17 protein-coding genes and 1 tRNA gene are annotated in these 18,547 nt (G+C 72.0%); 9 read left to right on the plus strand and 9 right to left on the minus strand.

Annotated features, from left to right (window positions below):
- Positions 1-166: 166 nt before the first annotated feature.
- Positions 167-1,195 carry a P1 family peptidase gene (locus AB0I06_RS15580; RefSeq protein WP_363119314.1) on the minus strand — a complete coding sequence of 343 codons (1,029 nt, stop codon included), beginning with the start codon at positions 1,193-1,195 and terminating at the stop codon, positions 167-169.
- Positions 1,196-1,392: 197 nt separating this feature from the next.
- On the minus strand, positions 1,393-2,634 hold the full coding sequence (locus AB0I06_RS15585) for a low temperature requirement protein A (protein WP_363119315.1): 1,242 nt from the start codon (positions 2,632-2,634) through the stop codon (positions 1,393-1,395).
- 56 nt (positions 2,635-2,690) lie between these two features.
- Here AB0I06_RS15585 and AB0I06_RS15590 point away from each other — a divergent pair, with 56 nt between their 5' ends.
- Positions 2,691-2,870 carry a hypothetical protein gene (locus AB0I06_RS15590; RefSeq protein WP_363119316.1) on the plus strand — a complete coding sequence of 60 codons (180 nt, stop codon included), beginning with the start codon at positions 2,691-2,693 and terminating at the stop codon, positions 2,868-2,870.
- Between the two features lie 16 nt (positions 2,871-2,886).
- Here the strand turns inward: AB0I06_RS15590 and mscL are convergent, their stop codons facing one another.
- The 6 genes from mscL to AB0I06_RS15620 form a co-directional block, all read right to left on the minus strand.
- Positions 2,887-3,345, minus strand: coding sequence for a large conductance mechanosensitive channel protein MscL (mscL, locus tag AB0I06_RS15595; protein WP_363119317.1), 459 nt, complete (start codon positions 3,343-3,345; stop codon positions 2,887-2,889).
- 225 nt (positions 3,346-3,570) lie between these two features.
- Positions 3,571-4,161, minus strand: coding sequence for a hypothetical protein (locus AB0I06_RS15600; protein WP_363119318.1), 591 nt, complete (start codon positions 4,159-4,161; stop codon positions 3,571-3,573).
- A 304-nt stretch (positions 4,162-4,465) separates the two neighbouring features.
- Complete coding sequence (locus AB0I06_RS15605; protein WP_363119319.1) at positions 4,466-5,395, minus strand: S-methyl-5'-thioadenosine phosphorylase; 930 nt, start codon at positions 5,393-5,395, stop codon at positions 4,466-4,468.
- Positions 5,396-5,473: 78 nt separating this feature from the next.
- Positions 5,474-5,797 (minus strand): FmdB family zinc ribbon protein, encoded by a 324-nt coding sequence (locus AB0I06_RS15610; RefSeq protein ID WP_363119320.1) that lies wholly within the window; start codon positions 5,795-5,797, stop codon positions 5,474-5,476.
- Between the two features lie 67 nt (positions 5,798-5,864).
- Entirely contained in the window at positions 5,865-7,157 is a 1,293-nt protein-coding gene (locus AB0I06_RS15615; protein ID WP_363119321.1) for an MFS transporter, read from the minus strand.
- A 265-nt stretch (positions 7,158-7,422) separates the two neighbouring features.
- Complete coding sequence (locus AB0I06_RS15620; RefSeq protein ID WP_363119474.1) at positions 7,423-8,931, minus strand: potassium/proton antiporter; 1,509 nt, start codon at positions 8,929-8,931, stop codon at positions 7,423-7,425.
- Positions 8,932-9,190: 259 nt separating this feature from the next.
- Here AB0I06_RS15620 and AB0I06_RS15625 point away from each other — a divergent pair, with 259 nt between their 5' ends.
- A complete protein-coding gene (locus AB0I06_RS15625; RefSeq protein ID WP_363119322.1) occupies positions 9,191-12,046 on the plus strand; it encodes a penicillin acylase family protein in 2,856 nt (951 codons plus the stop codon).
- Positions 12,047-12,104: 58 nt separating this feature from the next.
- Here AB0I06_RS15625 and AB0I06_RS15630 read toward each other — a convergent pair whose 3' ends face one another.
- On the minus strand, positions 12,105-12,728 hold the full coding sequence (locus tag AB0I06_RS15630) for a 5-formyltetrahydrofolate cyclo-ligase (protein WP_363119323.1): 624 nt from the start codon (positions 12,726-12,728) through the stop codon (positions 12,105-12,107).
- A gap of 93 nt (positions 12,729-12,821) precedes the next feature.
- Between AB0I06_RS15630 and galU the strand changes: the two genes are divergently transcribed.
- The 7 genes from galU (at position 12,822) to AB0I06_RS15665 (ending at position 18,406) form a co-directional block, all read left to right on the plus strand.
- Positions 12,822-13,745 carry a UTP--glucose-1-phosphate uridylyltransferase GalU gene (galU, locus tag AB0I06_RS15635; protein WP_363119324.1) on the plus strand — a complete coding sequence of 308 codons (924 nt, stop codon included), beginning with the start codon at positions 12,822-12,824 and terminating at the stop codon, positions 13,743-13,745.
- 4 nt (positions 13,746-13,749) lie between these two features.
- Positions 13,750-15,084, plus strand: a complete 1,335-nt coding sequence (glp, locus tag AB0I06_RS15640) for a gephyrin-like molybdotransferase Glp (RefSeq protein ID WP_363119325.1) — start codon at positions 13,750-13,752, stop codon at positions 15,082-15,084.
- An 85-nt stretch (positions 15,085-15,169) separates the two neighbouring features.
- Positions 15,170-15,679 (plus strand): cyclic pyranopterin monophosphate synthase MoaC, encoded by a 510-nt coding sequence (gene moaC, locus AB0I06_RS15645; protein WP_363119326.1) that lies wholly within the window; start codon positions 15,170-15,172, stop codon positions 15,677-15,679.
- On the plus strand, positions 15,676-16,176 hold the full coding sequence (locus tag AB0I06_RS15650; RefSeq protein WP_363119327.1) for a MogA/MoaB family molybdenum cofactor biosynthesis protein: 501 nt from the start codon (positions 15,676-15,678) through the stop codon (positions 16,174-16,176). The genes moaC and AB0I06_RS15650 overlap by 4 nt, the downstream gene beginning before the upstream one ends.
- 23 nt (positions 16,177-16,199) lie before the next feature.
- Positions 16,200-16,820 carry a GNAT family protein gene (locus AB0I06_RS15655; protein WP_363119475.1) on the plus strand — a complete coding sequence of 207 codons (621 nt, stop codon included), beginning with the start codon at positions 16,200-16,202 and terminating at the stop codon, positions 16,818-16,820.
- 172 nt (positions 16,821-16,992) lie between these two features.
- Positions 16,993-18,249 (plus strand): gephyrin-like molybdotransferase receptor GlpR, encoded by a 1,257-nt coding sequence (gene glpR, locus AB0I06_RS15660; RefSeq protein WP_363119328.1) that lies wholly within the window; start codon positions 16,993-16,995, stop codon positions 18,247-18,249.
- Positions 18,250-18,332: 83 nt separating this feature from the next.
- Positions 18,333-18,406: transfer RNA gene (locus AB0I06_RS15665), tRNA-Ala, on the plus strand.
- Positions 18,407-18,547: the final 141 nt, after the last annotated feature.

Consider the following 18,547-nt stretch of genomic DNA (forward strand, 5'->3'; position numbering starts at 1 on the left):
GGCTGCTCCCAGTTCATGTGATGTCGCGTTGATCCGCTCCGGTACGTGGGACAAGAGGGGCCGGGGAACCGGTGGGGTTCCGTCCGTTCCCCATGAAGGCCGTCACGTGACAGAACCGCGACAAATTCCGGGACCGCTGTGGCTCCGCTGTGCGTCGCGGACCTGCTCAGCGGCCCGCGTACAGCTCCCCGTACGACGGCCACGTCCCACCCGGCCCGTCGACCGGCTCCGCGGCCCGCACGGCCCGCACGATCGCGCGCGTCACCATGTCGGCGCCCGCCGCGAGGATCTCGTTGAGCGCGAGCGGGTTCGCGGCGTCCAGGGCGCGGCCCCCGGTCGCCAGCGCGAACACCGTGTCCCCGTCGTTGAGCAGATGCACCGGACGCACCGCCCGGGCGATGCCGTCGTGCGCCGTGCCGGCCAGCTTCTGCGCCTGCGCCTTCGTCAGCTCCGCGTCCGTGGCCACCACCGCGAGCGTGGTGTTGAGCGGCGGCGGCGTGCTCCTCGCGGCCGTCTCGGCGAGGCGCCGCTGCGCGGCCGCGTGAAGGGCCGCCTCCGGATACTCCACCCGTCCCTCGAACAACTCCCCGTAGAGCACCCCCGTTTCCGGATCCACCGTCGATCCCGCCGCGTTGGCCACCACCAGCGCGGCCACCGTGATCCCCGACCCGAGCACCGTGCTCGCGCTGCCCACGCCGCCCTTCACCACCCCCGTCACCGCTCCCGTGCCCGCACCCACACACCCCTGCGGTACGGGCGCGCCGGGTTCGCTCGCCGCGGCGGCCTCGACCGCGGCCCGGCCGGTCGCCGCGTCCGGCCGGGCCCGGAAGTCACCGCCCCGCCCCAGGTCGAAGACGCAGGCGGCGGGCACCACCGGCACGACATGCGCGGGGTCCGCCCCGACCCGGATCCCGCGCCCGCGTTCCTCCAGCCAGGCCATCACCCCCGACGCCGCGTCGAGCCCGTACGCGCTGCCGCCGGTCAGCACGACCGCCTCCACCGTCCGCACCACGTTGCGCGGATCCAGCGCGTCCGTCTCCTTGGTGCCGGGGCCGCCGCCCCGCACGTCCACGGCGGCCACGGCCCCGCCCTCCGGGGCGAGCACGACCGTGGTGCCGGTGAGCCAACCGTCGCCGATACGTGTCGCGTGCCCCACCCGCAGGCCGGCGACATCCGTCAGTGCGTCAACTGTCATGGGCGACAGTGTCGTCCACGGGTGACCTGACCCGGTCGGTGTCGTTCAGCCGCCGGCCCCGGCGGGCGCACCGGACCGGCGGGTGCCGTGCCGGTTCGTCGCCGCCGGTCCGCGGGGAGCGGCCTGCGGGTGAGCTCGCCCGGGTCGGGGCCACGGGTTCACCTGGCCGGGCGGCCGGGCGGCGGGCACGGGCGACCTCACCCGGTCGGGGGCACCGGACCGCCCACCCCGGCGGCCGGGCGGACGGTGAGCGTCTCCCCGGCCGCCACCGACAGCGCGCACACCGCGCCCGCGGCGAACACCGCCCAGTGGCCCAGGAACGTACAGCAGATCACCAGCAGCGCGGTCGTCGGCAGCACCAGCTGCTGAGTGACGCCCCGCTTGAAGTGGCGTGAGTGCAGGGCCCACACCGTGAGCAGGTACAGGGCCGTCGGCAGGGTCACGGCCGCCGACGCCGCCAGCGTGGAGACGTGCGCCTTGCCGACCGTCTGCTCCACGGCCACCTCCAGCCCGGCCCCGATCGCCGCCGCCGAGGCGAACACCAGGTAGTGGCCGTAGCCCCACAGGAACGCCTGCCGGTTGGACCGCAGATGGCCGTGGATGGGCACCACGAAGTAGATCCACCACGCCGCGAAGATGATCAGCAGCCCGCCCGCCGCGACGGGGAGGAGCTCGCCCAGCGCGTCGTGCTCGTCGATGCCGGACTTCATCGCGACCGTGGCGGCCGCGATCGTCTCGCCCAGCACGATGATGGTGAACAGCCCGTAGCGCTCCGCGATGTGGCGGGGATGCCAGGACGTGCTGTGTCCCCTCTCGGCGAAGGGCGGCACGCACATCTCCAGCAGCGCCATGACCAGGAACCACCAGGGCCGCGCCCCCTCGGGCAGGAACACCACCCCGAGCCAGCCGACCTGGCACGTCAGCACGCCGCCGGCGTAGCGCAGGGCCGTCGTCCGCTCCGCCCCCTCGCCGGCGCGGGCCGCCCGCAGCCACTGGGCGGCCAGGGCCACGCGCATGATGAGGTAGCCCAGCCAGACGACGAGGTAGTCGTGGTCCTCGAACGCCCGGGACACCCCAGCGGCGAGCACCAGCACACCCGCGATCTGCACCAGCGTGACGACCCGGTAGAGGACGTCGTCGTTGTCGTACGCCGAGGCGAACCAGGTGACGTTCATCCACGCCCACCACAGCGCGAAGAACACCATCGCGTAGTCGAGGATGCCCCGGCCCGCGTGCCCCTCGGCGACGGAGTGCACCAGCTCGACACCCGCCTGGGCGACGGCCACGACGAAGCACAGGTCGAAGAAGAGCTCCAGCGGCGAGGCCGTCCGGTGCGGCTCGTCGCGGCCACGGGCCCGAAGCCTGCGCAGCGGCCCGCTGTCGCCGGGTGCGCCGGGTGCGCCGGAGGGGACGGGCGGGGGAGTGGGGCTGGACGTCATGCGTCCCAGCACAGCAGAGGGCGCGGGGATTTTCTCCGCGACCGTACCCTGGTTGCATGAGTACCGCCCCCGGCCCCGAGCCGCGCGAGCCGAAGCCCGCGCTGGTCTTCGACGACCCGTTCGACCAGCAGTCCTCCGACGACACCGACCGGGGCTGGGGCGAGCGCACCGACTCCGGCGGCAGTGCGGCGGACCTCAAGCGCTTCCTGGACGAGAAGCCGCCCCACCACCTCTGAACCGCCCGGGCGGCCGCTACCGCCGGTCGTGTCCCGAGCCCCGCTGGGCGATCAGGGCGTCGCGGATCTCCTTCAGCACCTCCAGCTCGGTCACCTCCATGACCTCCTGCGTGCCCTCCTTGGCCTTCCGGCGGGCTTCCTGGCGGGCCAGGTACTTCGACATGGGCAGGACCATCAGGAAGTAGACGACCGCGGCGGTGATCACGAAGCTCAGGGTGGCGCCGAGCACGGAACCCCACAGGATCTGGATGCCCTCCTCGCCCTTGCAGCTCGAACTCAGACACGAGCTGTAGTGGTCGAGGTTCTTGGTCCCGATGGCTCCGACGACCGGGTTGATGATCCCCTTCACCAGGGCGTTGACGATGTTGGTGAAGGCGGCACCGATCACCACCGCCACCGCCAGGTCGACGACGTTCCCGCGCATCAGGAAGGCCTTGAAGCCTTGCCAGACGCTCGGTTCCTTCTTCTCGCTCACCTCGGGGCCTCTCCTCGCACAAGCAGCTTGTGGAACAAAACGCTCCGCAACCTACGGCAAGGGGAGGCCGGGCCGGATACCTGGGTCCCTCCGACGAAGGACGTGACGGGACCGGGCCCGTGAGCGCGGGGCGCCTCATCACCGCCCGCGTCCGGAGAGCGCCCGTCGCCCCGACGTCCGTCAGCAGAACGTCCGCCACACCAAGGTTCGTCACCACAAGGTCCGTCACCACAAGGTCACCGCCAACCGCGCCGTGGCACTCGCGCCGGCCAGCCGCGCGGCGGTCGCCCGGGGCACGGACAGCACGATCAGCGCCCCGCCGTCGCCCGCGCCCTCCACCGGCTCCGGCACCTTCGTGACCCTGGCGCCGCGCGCGACCACCCTGGCGTCACCGCCCGACGCCGTCTCCTCGGCGGCGATCACGTCAACCCGGTCGCCGGGCCGCAGCAACCGCACGGTGGCCGCGTCGGAGATGCGGACCGGAGCCGTCACCGCCGCCGCGGCACCACCCCGGGGCACGGGCTGCTCGCCGGCCGTCGGGGCCGTGTGCGCGGGAGGCCGCGCCGGGGGATGACCACGGGCCCCCTCGGCAGCGCGCGGGCCCGCCGCCACGAGTGCCGTAGCGGTGACCGCGAGCCCGGCGGCCAGAGCCCGGCGCCGGTGCCGGGCGAGCCGGCCCGAGCGGTGACCGCCGCGGACCCGGACCGGATCGAACCGTGGCACCTCACGGGGCGCGGGCACCTCGGCCCGGGGCGGGCCCGGGGCGACGGACCAGGAGGGAGACGAGGGCACGACCGAGGACCGGGCGAGAGACACGGAGACCACCACCTGCGACGAGGGACCGGCTTGCGCTCCCCACGATGAGGCCTCACGCCACCGCCCGCTCCGGCCTGTGGACCCACGGCCGGCCTGGGGACAACTCCCTCACCCGAACGACGACGTCCGGTTCTTCCCGGCCGCGCGAGGCCCTCCGGCCCTCCGGCGCCGTCAATGCTGCCGACACCGCCACGCCGCCGACACCGACACCGGCACGCTTCGGAAACCGACACCGCCACGCTGCCGACACCGACACCGCCGCTGCCTGCACCGCCGCCGACACCGCCGACACCGCCGCCGCCGATTACGGCAACACGAACCCCGGATCCATCCCGCCCAGCGCACTCACGCACAAGCAGTCCCGCTCACCCTCGGCAGGCAGCCCCGCCACCGCGTCGAACAGCACCCCCCGCAGCCGGTCCACATTCGCCGCGAACACCCGCAGCACCTCGTCGTGCGACACGCCCTCCCCGGTCTCCGCACCCGCGTCGAGGTCGGTGACCAGGGTCAGGGACGTGTAGCAGAGCTCCAGCTCACGGGCGAGTGCCGCCTCCGGGTGGCCGGTCATGCCGACCACCGACCAGCCCTGCGCCTGGTGCCACAGCGACTCCGCGCGGGTCGAGAAGCGCGGCCCCTCGACGACGACCAGCGTGCCGCCGTCCACCGGCTCCCAGTCCCGGCCGCGCGCCGCCTTCAGCGCGACCGCCCGCCCGGCGGGGCAGTAGGGATCGGCCAGCGACACGTGCACGACGTTCGGCACCGAACCGTCGGGCAGCGGCAGCCCGTCGAAGTACGTGTTGGCCCGGGACTTCGTGCGGTCGACCAGCTGGTCCGGGACCAGCAGCGTGCCCGGTCCGTACTCGGGGCGCAGGCCGCCCACGGCGCACGGGGCGAGGACCTGGCGCACACCGACCGAGCGCAGCGCCCACAGGTTGGCCCGGTAGTTGATCCGGTGCGGTGGCAGGTGGTGACCCCGTCCGTGCCGCGGCAGGAAGGCGACCCGCCGGCCGGCGACCTCGCCGAGGAAGAGGGAGTCGCTCGGCGGTCCGTACGGGGTGTCGATGCGGACCTCGGTCACGTCGTCGAGGAAGGAGTAGAACCCCGAACCGCCGATGACACCGATCCCGGCGCTCCCCTTGCCCGCAGAGCCCGCAGAGCCCGCAGAGCCCACACGGCTCACAGAGCCCACAGGGTCCGGCTCCGCGGAGCCCGTCACGTTCGCCTTGTTCGCCATGCCCGCACCCTAACCGCCCGCACAAACACCGAGGACCCCGTCGCCCCGAGGGCGACAGGGTCCCGTAAGAATCAGGCCTTACGCGGCGGTGGTGCTGCTGGAGGAGCTGCTCGTGCTCGACGAGGAGCTCGAGCCGGAGCTCGACGAGCCGGAGTCCGAGGACGACGAGCCCGAGGACGAGGTGCTCGACGACTTCGACGCAGCCGGGGAGCTGCTCGACGAGGAGCCGCGGCTGTCGTTCCGGTAGAAGCCGGAGCCCTTGAAGACGATGCCGACCGCGGAGAAGACCTTCTTCAGGCGGCCCTTGCACTGGGGGCACTCGGTGAGGGCGTCGTCGGTGAACTTCTGCACCGCCTCGAGGCCTTCGCCGCACTCGGTGCACTGGTACTGGTAGGTCGGCACTGTCTTCCTCCTGGCACTCTCACTCGATGAGTGCTAACGACGATCCATAGTGACGTATTCCGGCCGCTCAGTCCACTGCCACCGGCACGCGGTGACCCACGCCACGTGCGACCGTGCGGCCGTTGGCCCGTGCCGCCAGGCGGGAACGCAGGGCCAGGAGGGTCACCAGGGCCAGGACCGTGCCGCCCATCGGGACCAGGAAACCGGCGCCCGACCAGAGGCGGTCCTCCAGCTGTCCGGCGACCGTGACGGCCGCGGCCTGGCCGAGCGCGACCGCGCCGGTCAGCCAGGTGAAGGCCTCCGTGCGGGCACCGGCCGGGACCAGGCTCTCGACCAGGGTGTAGCCGGTGATCAGGGCGGGTGCGATGCACATGCCCACCAGCAGGCCGAGGCCCGCGAGGACCGGTACCGAGTGGGCGGCCCACAGGCCCGACGCGGTGAGGGCGAGCGCCGCGTAGCCGACGACCAGGCGGCGCTGCGGTGCCACCTTCCAGGCGATCGCGCCGCAGACCACGCCGGAGAGCATGTTGCCCGCGGCGAAGACACCGTAGAGGACGCCGTTCAGGCCCGGCTCGCCGATCGACTCGGTGAACGCGGCCAGGGAGACCTGCATGCCGCCGAAGACGGTGCCGATGCCCAGGAAGGTCACGATCAGCACGCGCACCCCGGGGACGCGCAGGGCGGAAGCGTGCTCCACGCGCGCGTGGCCGCCGCCGGAGACCGACGGCTGGGTGCTCTTCTGCGCGGCGAACAGCAGACCGCCGATCAGGGTGAGCGAGGCCTCCGTGACCAGGCCGGCGGCCGGGTCGACGGCCGTGCACAGAGCGGTGGCCAGCAGCGGTCCGACCACGAAGGTCAGTTCGTCCGTGACGGATTCGAAGGCCGCCGCGGTCGTCATCAGCGGCGAGTCCTTGAGCTTCACGCCCCAGCGGGCCCGCACCATCGGGCCGACCTGCGGCACCGAGGCGCCGGTCGGAACGGCGGCCACGAACACCGCCCACAGGGGCGCGTCCAGCAGCGCGAGCGCCGTGAGGGTCAGTCCGGACGCCGCGTGCAGCAGCACGCCGGGGACCAGTACGGCCCGTTGCCCGTAGCGGTCGGCGAGGCGGCCGCTGTAGGGCGCGAACAGGGCCATGGAGACACCGGTGGCGGCCGCGGCGGCGCCCGCCGCTCCGTACGAGCCGGTGGTGTGCTGCACCAGCAGCACGATGGAGATGGTCAGCATCGCGAACGGCTGGCGTGCCGCGAAACCGGGGAGCAGGAACGTCCAGGCGCCGCGGGTGCGCAGCAGCCGGCCGTATCCCGGGCGGGCGGAAGCCGTCGGGTTCTCCGGCGTCTTCGAGGTGACCGTGGACTCCACGGCCCGTGCCTTTCTGCCGCCTGGTAGCGCGCCCCTGGGTGGGCGGCGCCGAGAGCTGTCCTCTTGCGCGGAACTGCGGTAGATGCCGGGGCCCGGTGAGGAGGGGTGTCCCGACCGCCATACGGTCGCGCCAGCTCTGCGTCAGGCAGAGTTGGTTCGATCTGGGTTACGCCTTCATCGTACAGGGATCAAGGAGGGTGTGCCTGTGAAAGTGAGCACCATGGGGCCGCCCGCCCTGTGAATCACAAAGGGGGCAAAACGCCCCTCAGGTGTTCGTCCCGTCCGTCCCCAGCCAGCCGGCCAGCTTGCCGCCGTGCCCCACGGCCCGCAGCCGGCTCTCGGTCGCGTCCCGGACCGGGTCCGTGGCGACGACGAGGAGCTCGTCCTGCCGCTGCAATATCGTCGTCGGCAGCGGAACGAAGGATTCGCCCCCGCGCACGATGAGCGTCACGGCGGCGCCGTGCGGCAGCCGCAGTTCGGCCACCTCCACGCCGTGCATCTTCGACTCGTCGGGGATCGCCACGGACAGCAGGTGCCCCCGCAGCCGCTCCAGCGGGGCCGACTCGATGCCGAGGTCCGCGGCCTCCGAGCCGTCCCCCAGGCGCAGCTTGCGGCCGAGCCATGGCAGCGTCGGGCCTTGGACCAGGGTGTAGACCACGACCAGCACGAAGACGATGTTGAAGATCCGGCGGCTGGCGTCGACCCCCTCCACCATGGGGATGGTCGCCAGGATGATGGGCACGGCGCCGCGCAGTCCCGCCCAGGACATCAGCGTCTGCTCCTGCCAGGGCACCCGGAACGGCGACAGGCAGAGCACCACGCTCAGGGGTCGCGCCACCATGGTCAGCACCAGCCCGATGACCAGCGCGGGCACGATGTCGTCACCCAGCTCGTGCGGGGTGACCAGCAGGCCGAGCAGGACGAACATGCCGATCTGGGCCATCCAGCCGAGGCCGTCGGCGAATCCGCGCGTGGCCGGCCAGTGGGGCAGCCGCGCGTTGCCCATCACCATCGCGGCGAGGTACACCGCGAGGAAGCCGCTGCCGTGGGCCAGGGCGCCCGCCGCGTACGCCACCACGGCGATCGCCATGACGGCGATCGGGTAGAGGCCGGACGCGGGCAGCGCCACGTGCCTGAGGCCCCAGGAGCCGAGCCAGCCCACCGCGAGGCCGATGCCCGCACCGATCGCGAGCTCCAGCACGATCACGCCCAGCAGGACGTACCAGTGCTCGACCGGGCCCGCCGTGGACAGGGACACCACGAGGATGACCACCGGGGCGTCGTTGAAGCCGGACTCCGCCTCCAGCGTGCCCGTCACGCGCGCGGGCAGCGGGATCTTGCGCAGCACCGAGAAGACCGCCGCCGCGTCGGTCGAGGAGACGACCGCCCCGATGATCAGCGCCTGCCGCCACTCCAGGCCGATCAGATAGTGCGCGGCCGACGCCGTGACCCCGACGCTCACCGCGACACCGGCCAGCGCCAGCGCGGTGGCGGCCGGCAGCGCGGGCTTGATCTCCTTCCACTTCGTGCCCAGACCGCCCTCGGCCAGGATCACGACCAGGGCCGCGTATCCGATGACCTGGGTCAGTTCGGCGTTGTCGAAGTGGATGTCGCCCACGCCGTCCTGGCCCATGGCGACGCCGATCCCCAGGTACACGAGCAGGCTGGGGAGCCCGCTGCGCGAGGAGATCCGTACCGCCGCGACGGCGATGAGCAGGACGAGCGAGCAGACGAGCAGGAGCTGGTTGAGGTGGTGAACAGTCAGCGGCCGAATCCTTCCCTGGCCCGCACGCGCTTGCGCGTGGGCTCACGTACATCGCACATGAAGCTGTGGCGCAGCGCGCCAACTACTTCGTTACCTTACCTAACTCTTGACGATTTCTTGACACTTCCGAGGGCAAGATCGAACGTCAGTCCGCGCTGGTTCCCGACTCCGCGTCAAGGGCCGCAAGGCCCTGCGCCTATCGTTGCTCCAGCGCTCAGTTAAAAGCACAGCCGAACCTGCCGCTCGCGTTAGGACAGCAAGGACAGCGATGCCCCCCAACACCACCGCCTCCACGGGTCAGCAGCCCGGCAAGTCCGGCAGGAGAAAGGGGCGCAAAGCCCGCCTTTTCGTGCTCGTCCTGGTGCTGGCCCTCATCGGAGGCGTGGCCTACGGGTCGTACTGGTCCATCAGTACCGTCCGGGCCTCCTTCCCGCAGACCAAGGGAACGCTCACGCTGAAGGGCCTGTCGGGCCCCGTCGAGGTCAAGCGCGACGACTACGGCATCCCGCAGATCTACGCCTCCTCCGACGCGGACCTGTTCATGGCGCAGGGCTACGTCCAGGCGCAGGACCGGTTCTACGAGATGGACGTGCGCCGCCACATGGCCTCCGGCCGGCTGTCGGAGATGTTCGGCAAGAGCCAGGTCGACAACGACGAGTTCCTGCGCACCCTCGGCTGGGACCGGGTCGCCAAGCAGGAGTACGACACCAAGCTGTCGGCCTCCACGAAGAAGTACCTCCAGGCGTACGCCCAGGGCGTCAACTCCTACCTCCAGGGCAAGGACGGCGAGGACCTCTCCCTGGAGTACGCGGCGCTGGGCTTCACCAACGACTACAAGCCGCAGGCGTGGACCCCGGTCGACTCGATCTCCTGGTTGAAGGCGATGGCCTGGGACCTGCGCGGCAACATGCAGGACGAGATCGACCGCGCCCTGCTGACCAGCCGCCTCGGCCCCAAGCAGATCGCCGAGCTGTACCCGCGGTACCCGTACGGCCGGAACAAGGCGATCGTGCAGGAGGGTCAGTACAGCGAGCTGACGAAGGCGTTCGAACAGGGCGGCACGAGCGGCGCGTCCGGCACCTCCGGAACGAGCGGGACCGGCGGCACCTCCACCGGCACCGCGGGCACCGCGGGCACCGCGGGCACGGCGTCCGGCGGCTCCGGCACCCCCGGCACCGCCTCCGGCACGTCCGGCACCGCCTCCGGCGCTTCGGGCACCGGGGGCCTGGACAGCCAGCTCGGCGGCCTGACCGACGTCCTGGACGACCTCCCGTCGGCCGTCGGCGTGAACGGCGACGGCATCGGCTCCAACTCCTGGGTCGTCGGCGGGAGGTACACCATCACCGGCAAGCCGCTGCTGGCCAACGACCCCCACCTGTCGCCCTCCCTGCCGTCCGTCTGGTACCAGATGGGCCTGCACTGCCGCAGCGTCTCCAGCACCTGCCAGTACGACGTCAGCGGTTACACCTTCGCCGGCATGCCCGGCGTGATAATCGGTCACAACCAGGACATCGCCTGGGGCATGACCAACTCCGGCGTCGACGTCACGGACCTCTACCTCGAGAAGATCACCGGCGACGGCTACCTGTACGACGGCAAGGTCAAGCCCTTCAAGACGCGCGAGGAGACCATCAAGGTCGCCGGGGGTGAACCCCGGAAGATCGTCGTGCGGCAGACCGAGGACGGGATGCCCCTGCTGTCCGACCGCGACGAAGAGCTCGTGAAGGTCGGCAAGAAGGCCACCGTCGACACCGCCGCACCCGACCGGGGCGACGGCTACGGCGTCGCGCTGCGCTGGACCGCCCTGCAGCCCGGCACCACCATGGACGCCGTCTTCGCCATGGACAGGGCGAAGAACTGGACCGACTTCCGCAAGGCGGCCGCGCAGTTCGAGGTGCCCTCGCAGAACCTGATCTACGCCGACAACGAGAACCACATCGGTTACACGCTGCCGGGCAAGATCCCCATGCGGACGAAGAAGGACGACGGCTCCGTCCCGGCGCCCGGCTGGGACCCCGAGTACCGCTGGACCGGCTACATCCCGCAGGACGCGCTGCCCTACGAGTACGACCCGGAGCGCGGCTACATCGTCACCGCCAACCAGGCCGTGATCGACCCGGACAAGTACCCGTACACGCTCACCGCGGACTGGGGTTACGGCGCGCGCAGCCAGCGGATCACCGACCTGATCCAGTCGAAGATCAAGGACGGCGGCAAGATCTCCACGGACGACATGCGCCAGATGCAGCTGGACAACAGCAGCGAGATCGCCCGGCTGCTGGTGCCCACGCTGCTGAAGATCGACCCGGGGAACAAGGACGTCCGCGAGGCGCAGAAGCTGCTGGAGGGCTGGGACTACACCCAGGACGCCGACTCCGCGGCGGCGGCCTACTTCAACGCGGTCTGGCGCAACGTGCTCAAGCTCGCCTTCGGCAACAAGCTGCCCAAGGAACTGCGCCCCAAGGGCCAGTGCCTGTGGGTCGAGCCGGTCAACACCACCGGCCCCGCCGACGAGGCCGAGAAGGTCCGCGAGTGCGGCCGGCGCGACCCCGACCGGGCGCAGCCCGACGGCGGCGACCGGTGGTTCGAGGTGGTCCGGGGGCTCATGAACCAGCCGGACAGCGACTGGTGGCAGACGCCCAAGGTGGGCACCCGTCCCGCCGCGCACAACCGCGACGAGCTGTTCAAGCGGGCCATGATCGACGCCCGCTGGGAGCTGACCGCCAAGCTCGGCAAGGACATCGACTCCTGGAGCTGGGGCCGGCTGCACCGCCTGTTCCTGAAGAACCAGACCCTCGGCACCGCGGGTCCCGGGTTCGTCCAGTACGCCCTCAACCGCGGCCCCTGGGAGCTCGGTGGCGGCGAGGCCACGGTCAACGCGACCGGCTGGAACGCGGCCGGCGGCTACGGGGTGGTGTGGGTGCCGTCCATGCGGATGGTGGTGAACCTCGGCGACCTCGACAAGTCGAAGTGGATCAACCTCACCGGCGCCTCCGGGCACGCCTACAGCGCCCATTACGTCGACCAGACCGACAAGTGGGCCGACGGTGAACTGCTGCCCTGGTCCTTCTCGGACCAGGCGGTCGAGAAGAGCACGACCGACAAGCTGGTGCTCAAACCCTGAGCCGCTGACCCCGGCAACCACAACGGCCCTCCACGCGCGCGTGGAGGGCCGTTCCGCGTCAGGGCTCCTGGCGGAACCGCCGCACCCCCGACGGTGTCACCACCGCGTGCACCGGCCGGTCGTGCGGCTCCTCCGGGACGTGCGCGACGACCTCGGCGTCGTACAGCAGCACCACCAGGGCCGGGTGGGCGCCCGCCCGCTCCAGCCGGGCCAGGACCCGGTCGTAGGAGCCGCCGCCCCGGCCGAGCCGCATCCCGCGCGCGTCGACCGCGAGCCCCGGCAGGAGCACCGCGTCGGCGGTGGTCACCGCGTCCGGCCCGAGACGCTCGCCCGCGGGCTCCCACAGCGTCATCCGGCCACCGTGCCGGACCCGCGCGAGCGAGCCCTCACCCCGGTACTCGCCCCAGTCCAGGTCGTTGTCGGGCAGCAGGGCCGGCAGCAGCACGCGCACGCCCCCGGCGCGGAGCGCGTCCAGGAGCGCGAGCGTCCCCGGTTCACTCCCCACTGAGACGTACGCCGCCACGGTCCCGGCCCGCGCCAACTCGGGCAGCTCCAGCGCCCGGGCGGCCAGCGCGGCCGACGTTTCCCGCAGGTCATCCGCCGTCAACCCGTTCCTCACCGCGAGGATCTCGCGCCGCAAACTCCGCTTGTCAGGCTCGCCCGGACGTGCGATAGGCCTCAATGGTTGCTCCCGTACTATGGCAATACGCTCATATGAGCGCCTATGAACCGGAGCCGCAGATTCCATGCAAAGGCACCGGATAGGGTGGCGCACATGACTCAGCACCCTCGGATCAGCAAGGCTGTCATTCCCGCAGCAGGCCTCGGCACCCGGTTCCTTCCGGCCACCAAAGCCACTCCCAAGGAGATGCTGCCGGTCGTGGACAAGCCCGCGATCCAGTACGTGGTCGAGGAGGCGGTCGCCGCGGGTCTCGACGACGTCCTCATGGTGACGGGCCGTAACAAGCGCCCCCTCGAGGACCACTTCGACCGCAACTACGAGCTCGAGTCGGCGCTCCAGAAGAAGGGCGACGCCGGCCGTCTCGCCAAGGTGCAGGAGTCCAGCGACCTCGCGACCATGCACTACGTCCGTCAGGGCGACCCCAAGGGCCTCGGCCACGCCGTCCTGTGCGCCGCCCCGCACGTCGGCGACGAGCCCTTCGCGGTCCTCCTCGGCGACGACCTCATCGACCCGCGCGACCCGCTGCTCCAGCGCATGGTCGAGGTCCAGGAGCAGCGCGGCGGCAGCGTCATCGCGCTCATGGAGGTCGAGCCCGAGCAGATCCACCTCTACGGCTGCGCCGCGGTGGAGACCACCGAGGACAGCGACGTCGTCCAGGTCAGCGGCCTGGTCGAGAAGCCGGACCCGGCCGACGCGCCCTCCAACTACGCCGTCATCGGCCGGTACGTCCTCGACCCGCACATCTTCGACATACTGCGCCGGACCGAGCCGGGCCGCGGCGGCGAGATCCAGCTCACCGACGCCCTCCAGCAGCTCGCCGAGACGTACACATCAGCGGCTACCGCCGCGGAGAAGACCGGCGGACCCGTGCACGGCGTCGTCTTCAAGGGCCGCCGCTATGACACCGGCGACCGCGGTGACTACCTGCGTGCCATTGTCCGACTCGCATGCGAACGTGAAGACCTGGGCCCGGACTTCCGGACCTGGCTTCGCAGTTACGTAGCCGAGGAGATGTAGCACGTTGAGCAGCGCCGCGCCCCACGTCACCGGCCAGGACCACGCGCCCGACCACCTCTGGTCGGTGGACGAGCACCTGGAGGACATCCTCGCCACCGTCCGGCCCCTGGAGCCCATCGAGCTGCATCTGCTCGACGCCCAGGGCTGCGTCCTCGTCGAGGACATCACGGTGCCGGTGTCCCTGCCGCCCTTCGACAACAGCTCGATGGACGGCTACGCGGTCCGGGTCGCGGACGTGGCGGGCGCGAGCGAGGAGTTCCCGGCGGCCCTGGAGGTCGTCGGGGACGTCGCCGCGGGCCAGGCCGAACCGCCTCACGTGGGGCCAGGCCAGGCCGCCCGCATCATGACGGGCGCCCCGCTGCCGCCCGGCGCCGAGACCGTCGTGCCCGTGGAGTGGACCGACGGCGGGCTCGGGGAGGGCCCGGTGCACGGCATGCGCGCCCGCAGCCTCGCCCCCGAGGGCGCCACCGGCCAGGTGCACGTGTACCGCCCGGCCGAGGCCCGCGCGCACGTGCGCGCGAAGGGCAGCGACGTGAAGGCCGGCGACCGCGCCCTGGAGGCCGGCACGATCCTCGGCCCGCCCCAGATCGCCCTGCTCGCCGCGATCGGCCGCGGCACCGTCCGCGTACGCCCGCGCCCGCGCGTGGTGGTGCTCTCCACCGGCAGCGAACTCGTCCAGCCCGACACGGAACTGGGCACCGGTCAGATCTACGACTCCAACAGCTTTGCCCTCACCGCCGCCGCCCGCGACGCCGGAGCCATCGCCTTCCGCGTGGGCGCCGTCGCCGACGACGCCGAGACCCTGCGCTCCACCATCGAGGACCAACTGGTCCGCGCCGACCTGATGGTCACCACGGGCGGCGTGAGCGTCGGGGCGTACGACGTGGTCAAGGAGGCCCTCTCCCACGTCGCCGACGAGGACGAGGCCGGCAGCGGCATCGACTTCCGCAGGCTCGCCATGCAGCCCGGCAAGCCCCAGGGCTTCGGCTCCATCGGCCCCGACCACACCCCGCTGCTGGCCCTGCCCGGCAACCCGGTGTCGTCGTACGTGTCCTTCGAACTGTTCGTCCGTCCCGCGATCCGCGCCCTCATGGGCCTGCCGGACCTCCACCGCCCGACGACCCGGGCCACCCTGACCGCCGGCAAGGCACTGACCTCCCCGAAGGGCCGCCGTCAGTTCCTGCGCGCCAGGTACGCCGACGGCGAGGTCACCCCGGTCGGCGGCGCCGGTTCCCACCTGGTCGCGGCCCTCGCCCACGCGGACGCCCTGATCGCCGTCCCCGAGGACACCGTCTCCATCGAGCCCGGCACCGACGTCGAGGTGATCCTGCTCGGCTGAGACCCGCTGGTTGGGGGTACCGTGTCGCGCACAGCAGGCCCGTGCGCCGCACCGCGACGGGCCCGGACCGGGAGCGCCACACAGCATGAGCACGCAGGACCCACCCCCGCACGACGGCGGTACGCCGGATCGGCTGACGCACATCGACGAGGCGGGTGCCGCCCGTATGGTCGACGTGTCGCAGAAGGACGTGACCGCGCGCACCGCCCGCGCCAGCGGACGCGTCCTCGTCTCGCCCCGTGTGATCGAACTGCTGCGCGGCGAGGGCGTCCCCAAGGGCGACGCCCTCGCGACCGCGCGGATCGCCGGGATCATGGGCGCCAAACGCACCCCCGACCTGATCCCGCTCTGCCACCCGTTGTCGGTGTCCGGTGTGAAACTGGACCTGTCGGTCGCGGACGACGCCGTGGAGATCCTGGCCACCGTCAAGACGACGGACCGCACGGGTGTCGAGATGGAGGCCCTCACCGCGGTCTCCGTCGCCGCGCTCACCGTGATCGACATGGTCAAGGCGGTCGACAAGGGAGCGGTCATCACAGACGTACGGGTGGAGGAGAAGACGGGCGGCAAGTCGGGCGACTGGAGCCGGGCATGACCTATCGCGCTCTCGTCGTCACGGCCTCCAACCGGGCCGCCGCCGGCGTCTACGAGGACAAGGGCGGCCCGCTGATCGCGGACGGCCTGAAGCGCTTCGGCTTCGAGGTCGAAGGTCCGCAGGTCGTCCCCGACGGCGACCCCGTGGAGGCCGCTCTGCGCGCGGGTGTGGACGCCGGGTACGACGTCATCGTCACCACGGGCGGCACGGGCATCTCGCCCACCGACCGCACCCCCGAGGCGACCCGCCGCGTGATCGACCACGAGGTGCCGGGCATCGCCGAGGCCATCCGGGCGTTCGGCCGCGAGAAGGTGCCGACCGCGGCGCTCTCCCGGGGTCTGGCCGGAGTGGCGGGCGGGACGCTGATCGTGAACCTGCCCGGCTCCAGCGGCGGTGTGAAGGACGGCCTCGCCGTCCTTCAGCCGCTGCTCGTGCACGCCGTCGACCAGCTCCGGGGCGGCGACCACCCCAGACCCGGCAGTGGGGGTGCGAGCTGAACAGCCCAGCCTGGCCGGTGGAGCTGGTGGACGGCGACATCGTCCTTCGGCCCATAAAGCTGCGCGACCAGCGGGCGTGGCGCGAGGTCAACCGGCGCAACCGCGACTGGCTGCGCCCCTGGGAGGCGACGATCCCGCCGCCCACGCCCGGCGGGCCGATGGCGCACCGCCCGACCTTCCGCCAGATGGTCCGCCACCTGAGGTCGGAGGCGAACGCGGGCCGGATGCTGCCCTTCGTCATCGAGTACCAGGGGCGGCTGGTCGGGCAGTTGACGGTCGCCGGGATCACCTGGGGCTCGATGTGCTCGGGGCACGTCGGCTACTGGGTGGACGAGTCGGTCGCCGGCCGCGGGGTGATGCCCACGGCGGTGGCGCTCGTCGTGGACCACTGTTTCCGCGCCGTCGGGCTGCATCGCATCGAGGTCTGCATTCGCCCGGAGAACGGGCCCAGCCGCCGGGTCGTGGAAAAACTCGGATTCCGCGAGGAGGGCCTGCGGCCGCGTTATCTCCACATCGACGGAGCCTGGCGCGACCATCTCGTCTTCGCGCTCACGGCGGAAGAGGTCCCGGACGGGCTGCTGAGGCGCTGGCACCGGGCGCGATCGCAGAGTAATCCGGGAATGCGGCAGCCCCCCGGAAATTGAATAAGTGTTCGAAATTGATCGGCCGGTGACCGTCTCGGGGCAATGAATTCCCGGCATGAGTGGTCTGCTGATCGCATCGGTCACAAAAAAAGTTCGAAATATCAGCCAGATCGTGCGACACACCGGCTCAATTGGCAGATGGCCTCACGCAAACCCCTCTACGGTGTGAGGCGTGAGCAGCAGCGGCCTCATCTACGCAGTCATTGTCGGGGCCTGGGCCGCCTACTTGGTGCCGATGTGGCTCCGTAGGCAGGACGAGCTGAACGAGGCCCGTCCGACGGAACGCTTCAGCACCGCCATCCGGCTCCTGTCCGGAAAGGCGGCCATGGAGCGCCGGTACGCCAAGGACCTGCGGGCGCGCTCCGCCGACGAGGGGGAGCAGGACGCCGGTGACCTGGACGCCGTCACCGACTCGGTGGACGTCCGGGCCTTCGCCGTGTCCAAGACCCGTCCGCACACCCAGGTGCCCCTTCCGCCGCCCGGCCCGGAGCAGCCGGCTCGCCCGGCGGAACCCGAGTCCCCGGCCCGTCCGTCGCCCGCCGCGAACGCGGCGCGTTCCGGGCGCCCGCGGGAGCGGGTCCCCGCCGCCCGGCGCGGCGCCTCGGCGCAGGCGGACCAGGCGGCCGCGGCGCGAGCCCGGCGCTCGAAGGTGCTCGCGCGCCGCCGGCGCACCACCATCATGCTGTTCCTCGCCTTCACCCTCGGCGCGATCGTCGCCGCGGTCGGCGGACTCGCGTTCCTGTGGGCGCCCGGCGTGCCCGCGGTCATGCTCAGCGTCTACATCGCCTACCTCCGCTCCCAGGAGCGCCGCCGCTTCGTGTACCAGATGGACCGCCGCATGGCCGAGGCCGCTGCCCAGCGCCTGCGGGAGCGGCAGCGCCAGCCCCGGCGGCGCCCCATGGCCGACGAGGAGATCGACGAACCGGAGGAGGGGCCCGAGCCGGTGACCGACCCCGGTCTGTCGGCCCTCGCGGCGGACCGGCGTGCCCTCGTCGAGCAGACCGACCACGCGGAGTGGGTCGACCAGCAGCGCGAGCGGCAGCGGCGGCCCGGGCAGGGCGGCGACAGCTGGGAGCCGGTGCCGGTGCCCCTGCCGACGTATGTGACGGCCCCGGTCGCCCCGCGGGCCACCAGCGACGTGGACCTCGGCGCCCCCGACACCTGGAGCGCGGCCCGGTCGAGCACGGTCACCCCTCAGGCGGACGACGACTCGGGCGCGCCCGGCCACCCTGCCGAGCCGGAGCTCCCCGCCCAGGACTCGGCCGACGGTGACGGCGACGGCCGCGGCGACGCCCTCCCTCCCGCTCGGACGCGCTCGCGCGGGGGGACCCCCAGGGCGGCCTCCGCGCGACGGGCCCGCGAGCGTGGCCGCACCCCGCTGTTCGACCAGTACGAGGACGGGGAGCGGCCCCGGGCCGCCAACGAGTAACGCCACGAAGCCGCAGGTGACCGCCGCTGGGGAACGGATTTCCAAGCAGGCCGATCGGGGTGCTAAAGTTTCACTCGTTGCAAGGGCCTGTGGCGCAGTCCGGTAGCGCACCTCGTTCGCATCGAGGGGGCCAGGGGTTCAAATCCCCTCAGGTCCACGCAGCTCAGAGCCCGGTCGGGAAACCGACCGGGCTCTGACGTGTGTTCAGCGCCACGTCCTTGTCCAAGCGTGCGATCTTCCTCCTCGGCTCGCTGCCCTGGGCGGCGCCGCATCCGACGATCGTCTGGCGGCGCGCGCC

Origin of the sequence: Streptomyces sp. NPDC050674 (assembly GCF_040654575.1) — a bacterium.
Classification (GTDB): domain Bacteria; phylum Actinomycetota; class Actinomycetes; order Streptomycetales; family Streptomycetaceae; genus Streptomyces.

Excerpts from the sequence above, each read along its gene's own strand:
- AB0I06_RS15580 (WP_363119314.1), bottom strand. The coding sequence starts at position 1,195 with ATGACAGTTGACGCACTGACGGATGTCGCCGGCCTGCGGGTGGGGCAC.
- AB0I06_RS15585 (WP_363119315.1), bottom strand. The coding sequence starts at position 2,634 with ATGACGTCCAGCCCCACTCCCCCGCCCGTCCCCTCCGGCGCACCCGGC.
- AB0I06_RS15590 (WP_363119316.1), top strand. The coding sequence starts at position 2,691 with ATGAGTACCGCCCCCGGCCCCGAGCCGCGCGAGCCGAAGCCCGCGCTG.
- AB0I06_RS15605 (WP_363119319.1), bottom strand. The coding sequence starts at position 5,395 with ATGGCGAACAAGGCGAACGTGACGGGCTCCGCGGAGCCGGACCCTGTG.
- AB0I06_RS15625 (WP_363119322.1), top strand. The coding sequence starts at position 9,191 with ATGCCCCCCAACACCACCGCCTCCACGGGTCAGCAGCCCGGCAAGTCC.
- galU (WP_363119324.1), top strand. The coding sequence starts at position 12,822 with ATGACTCAGCACCCTCGGATCAGCAAGGCTGTCATTCCCGCAGCAGGC.
- moaC (WP_363119326.1), top strand. The coding sequence starts at position 15,170 with ATGAGCACGCAGGACCCACCCCCGCACGACGGCGGTACGCCGGATCGG.
- AB0I06_RS15650 (WP_363119327.1), top strand. The coding sequence starts at position 15,676 with ATGACCTATCGCGCTCTCGTCGTCACGGCCTCCAACCGGGCCGCCGCC.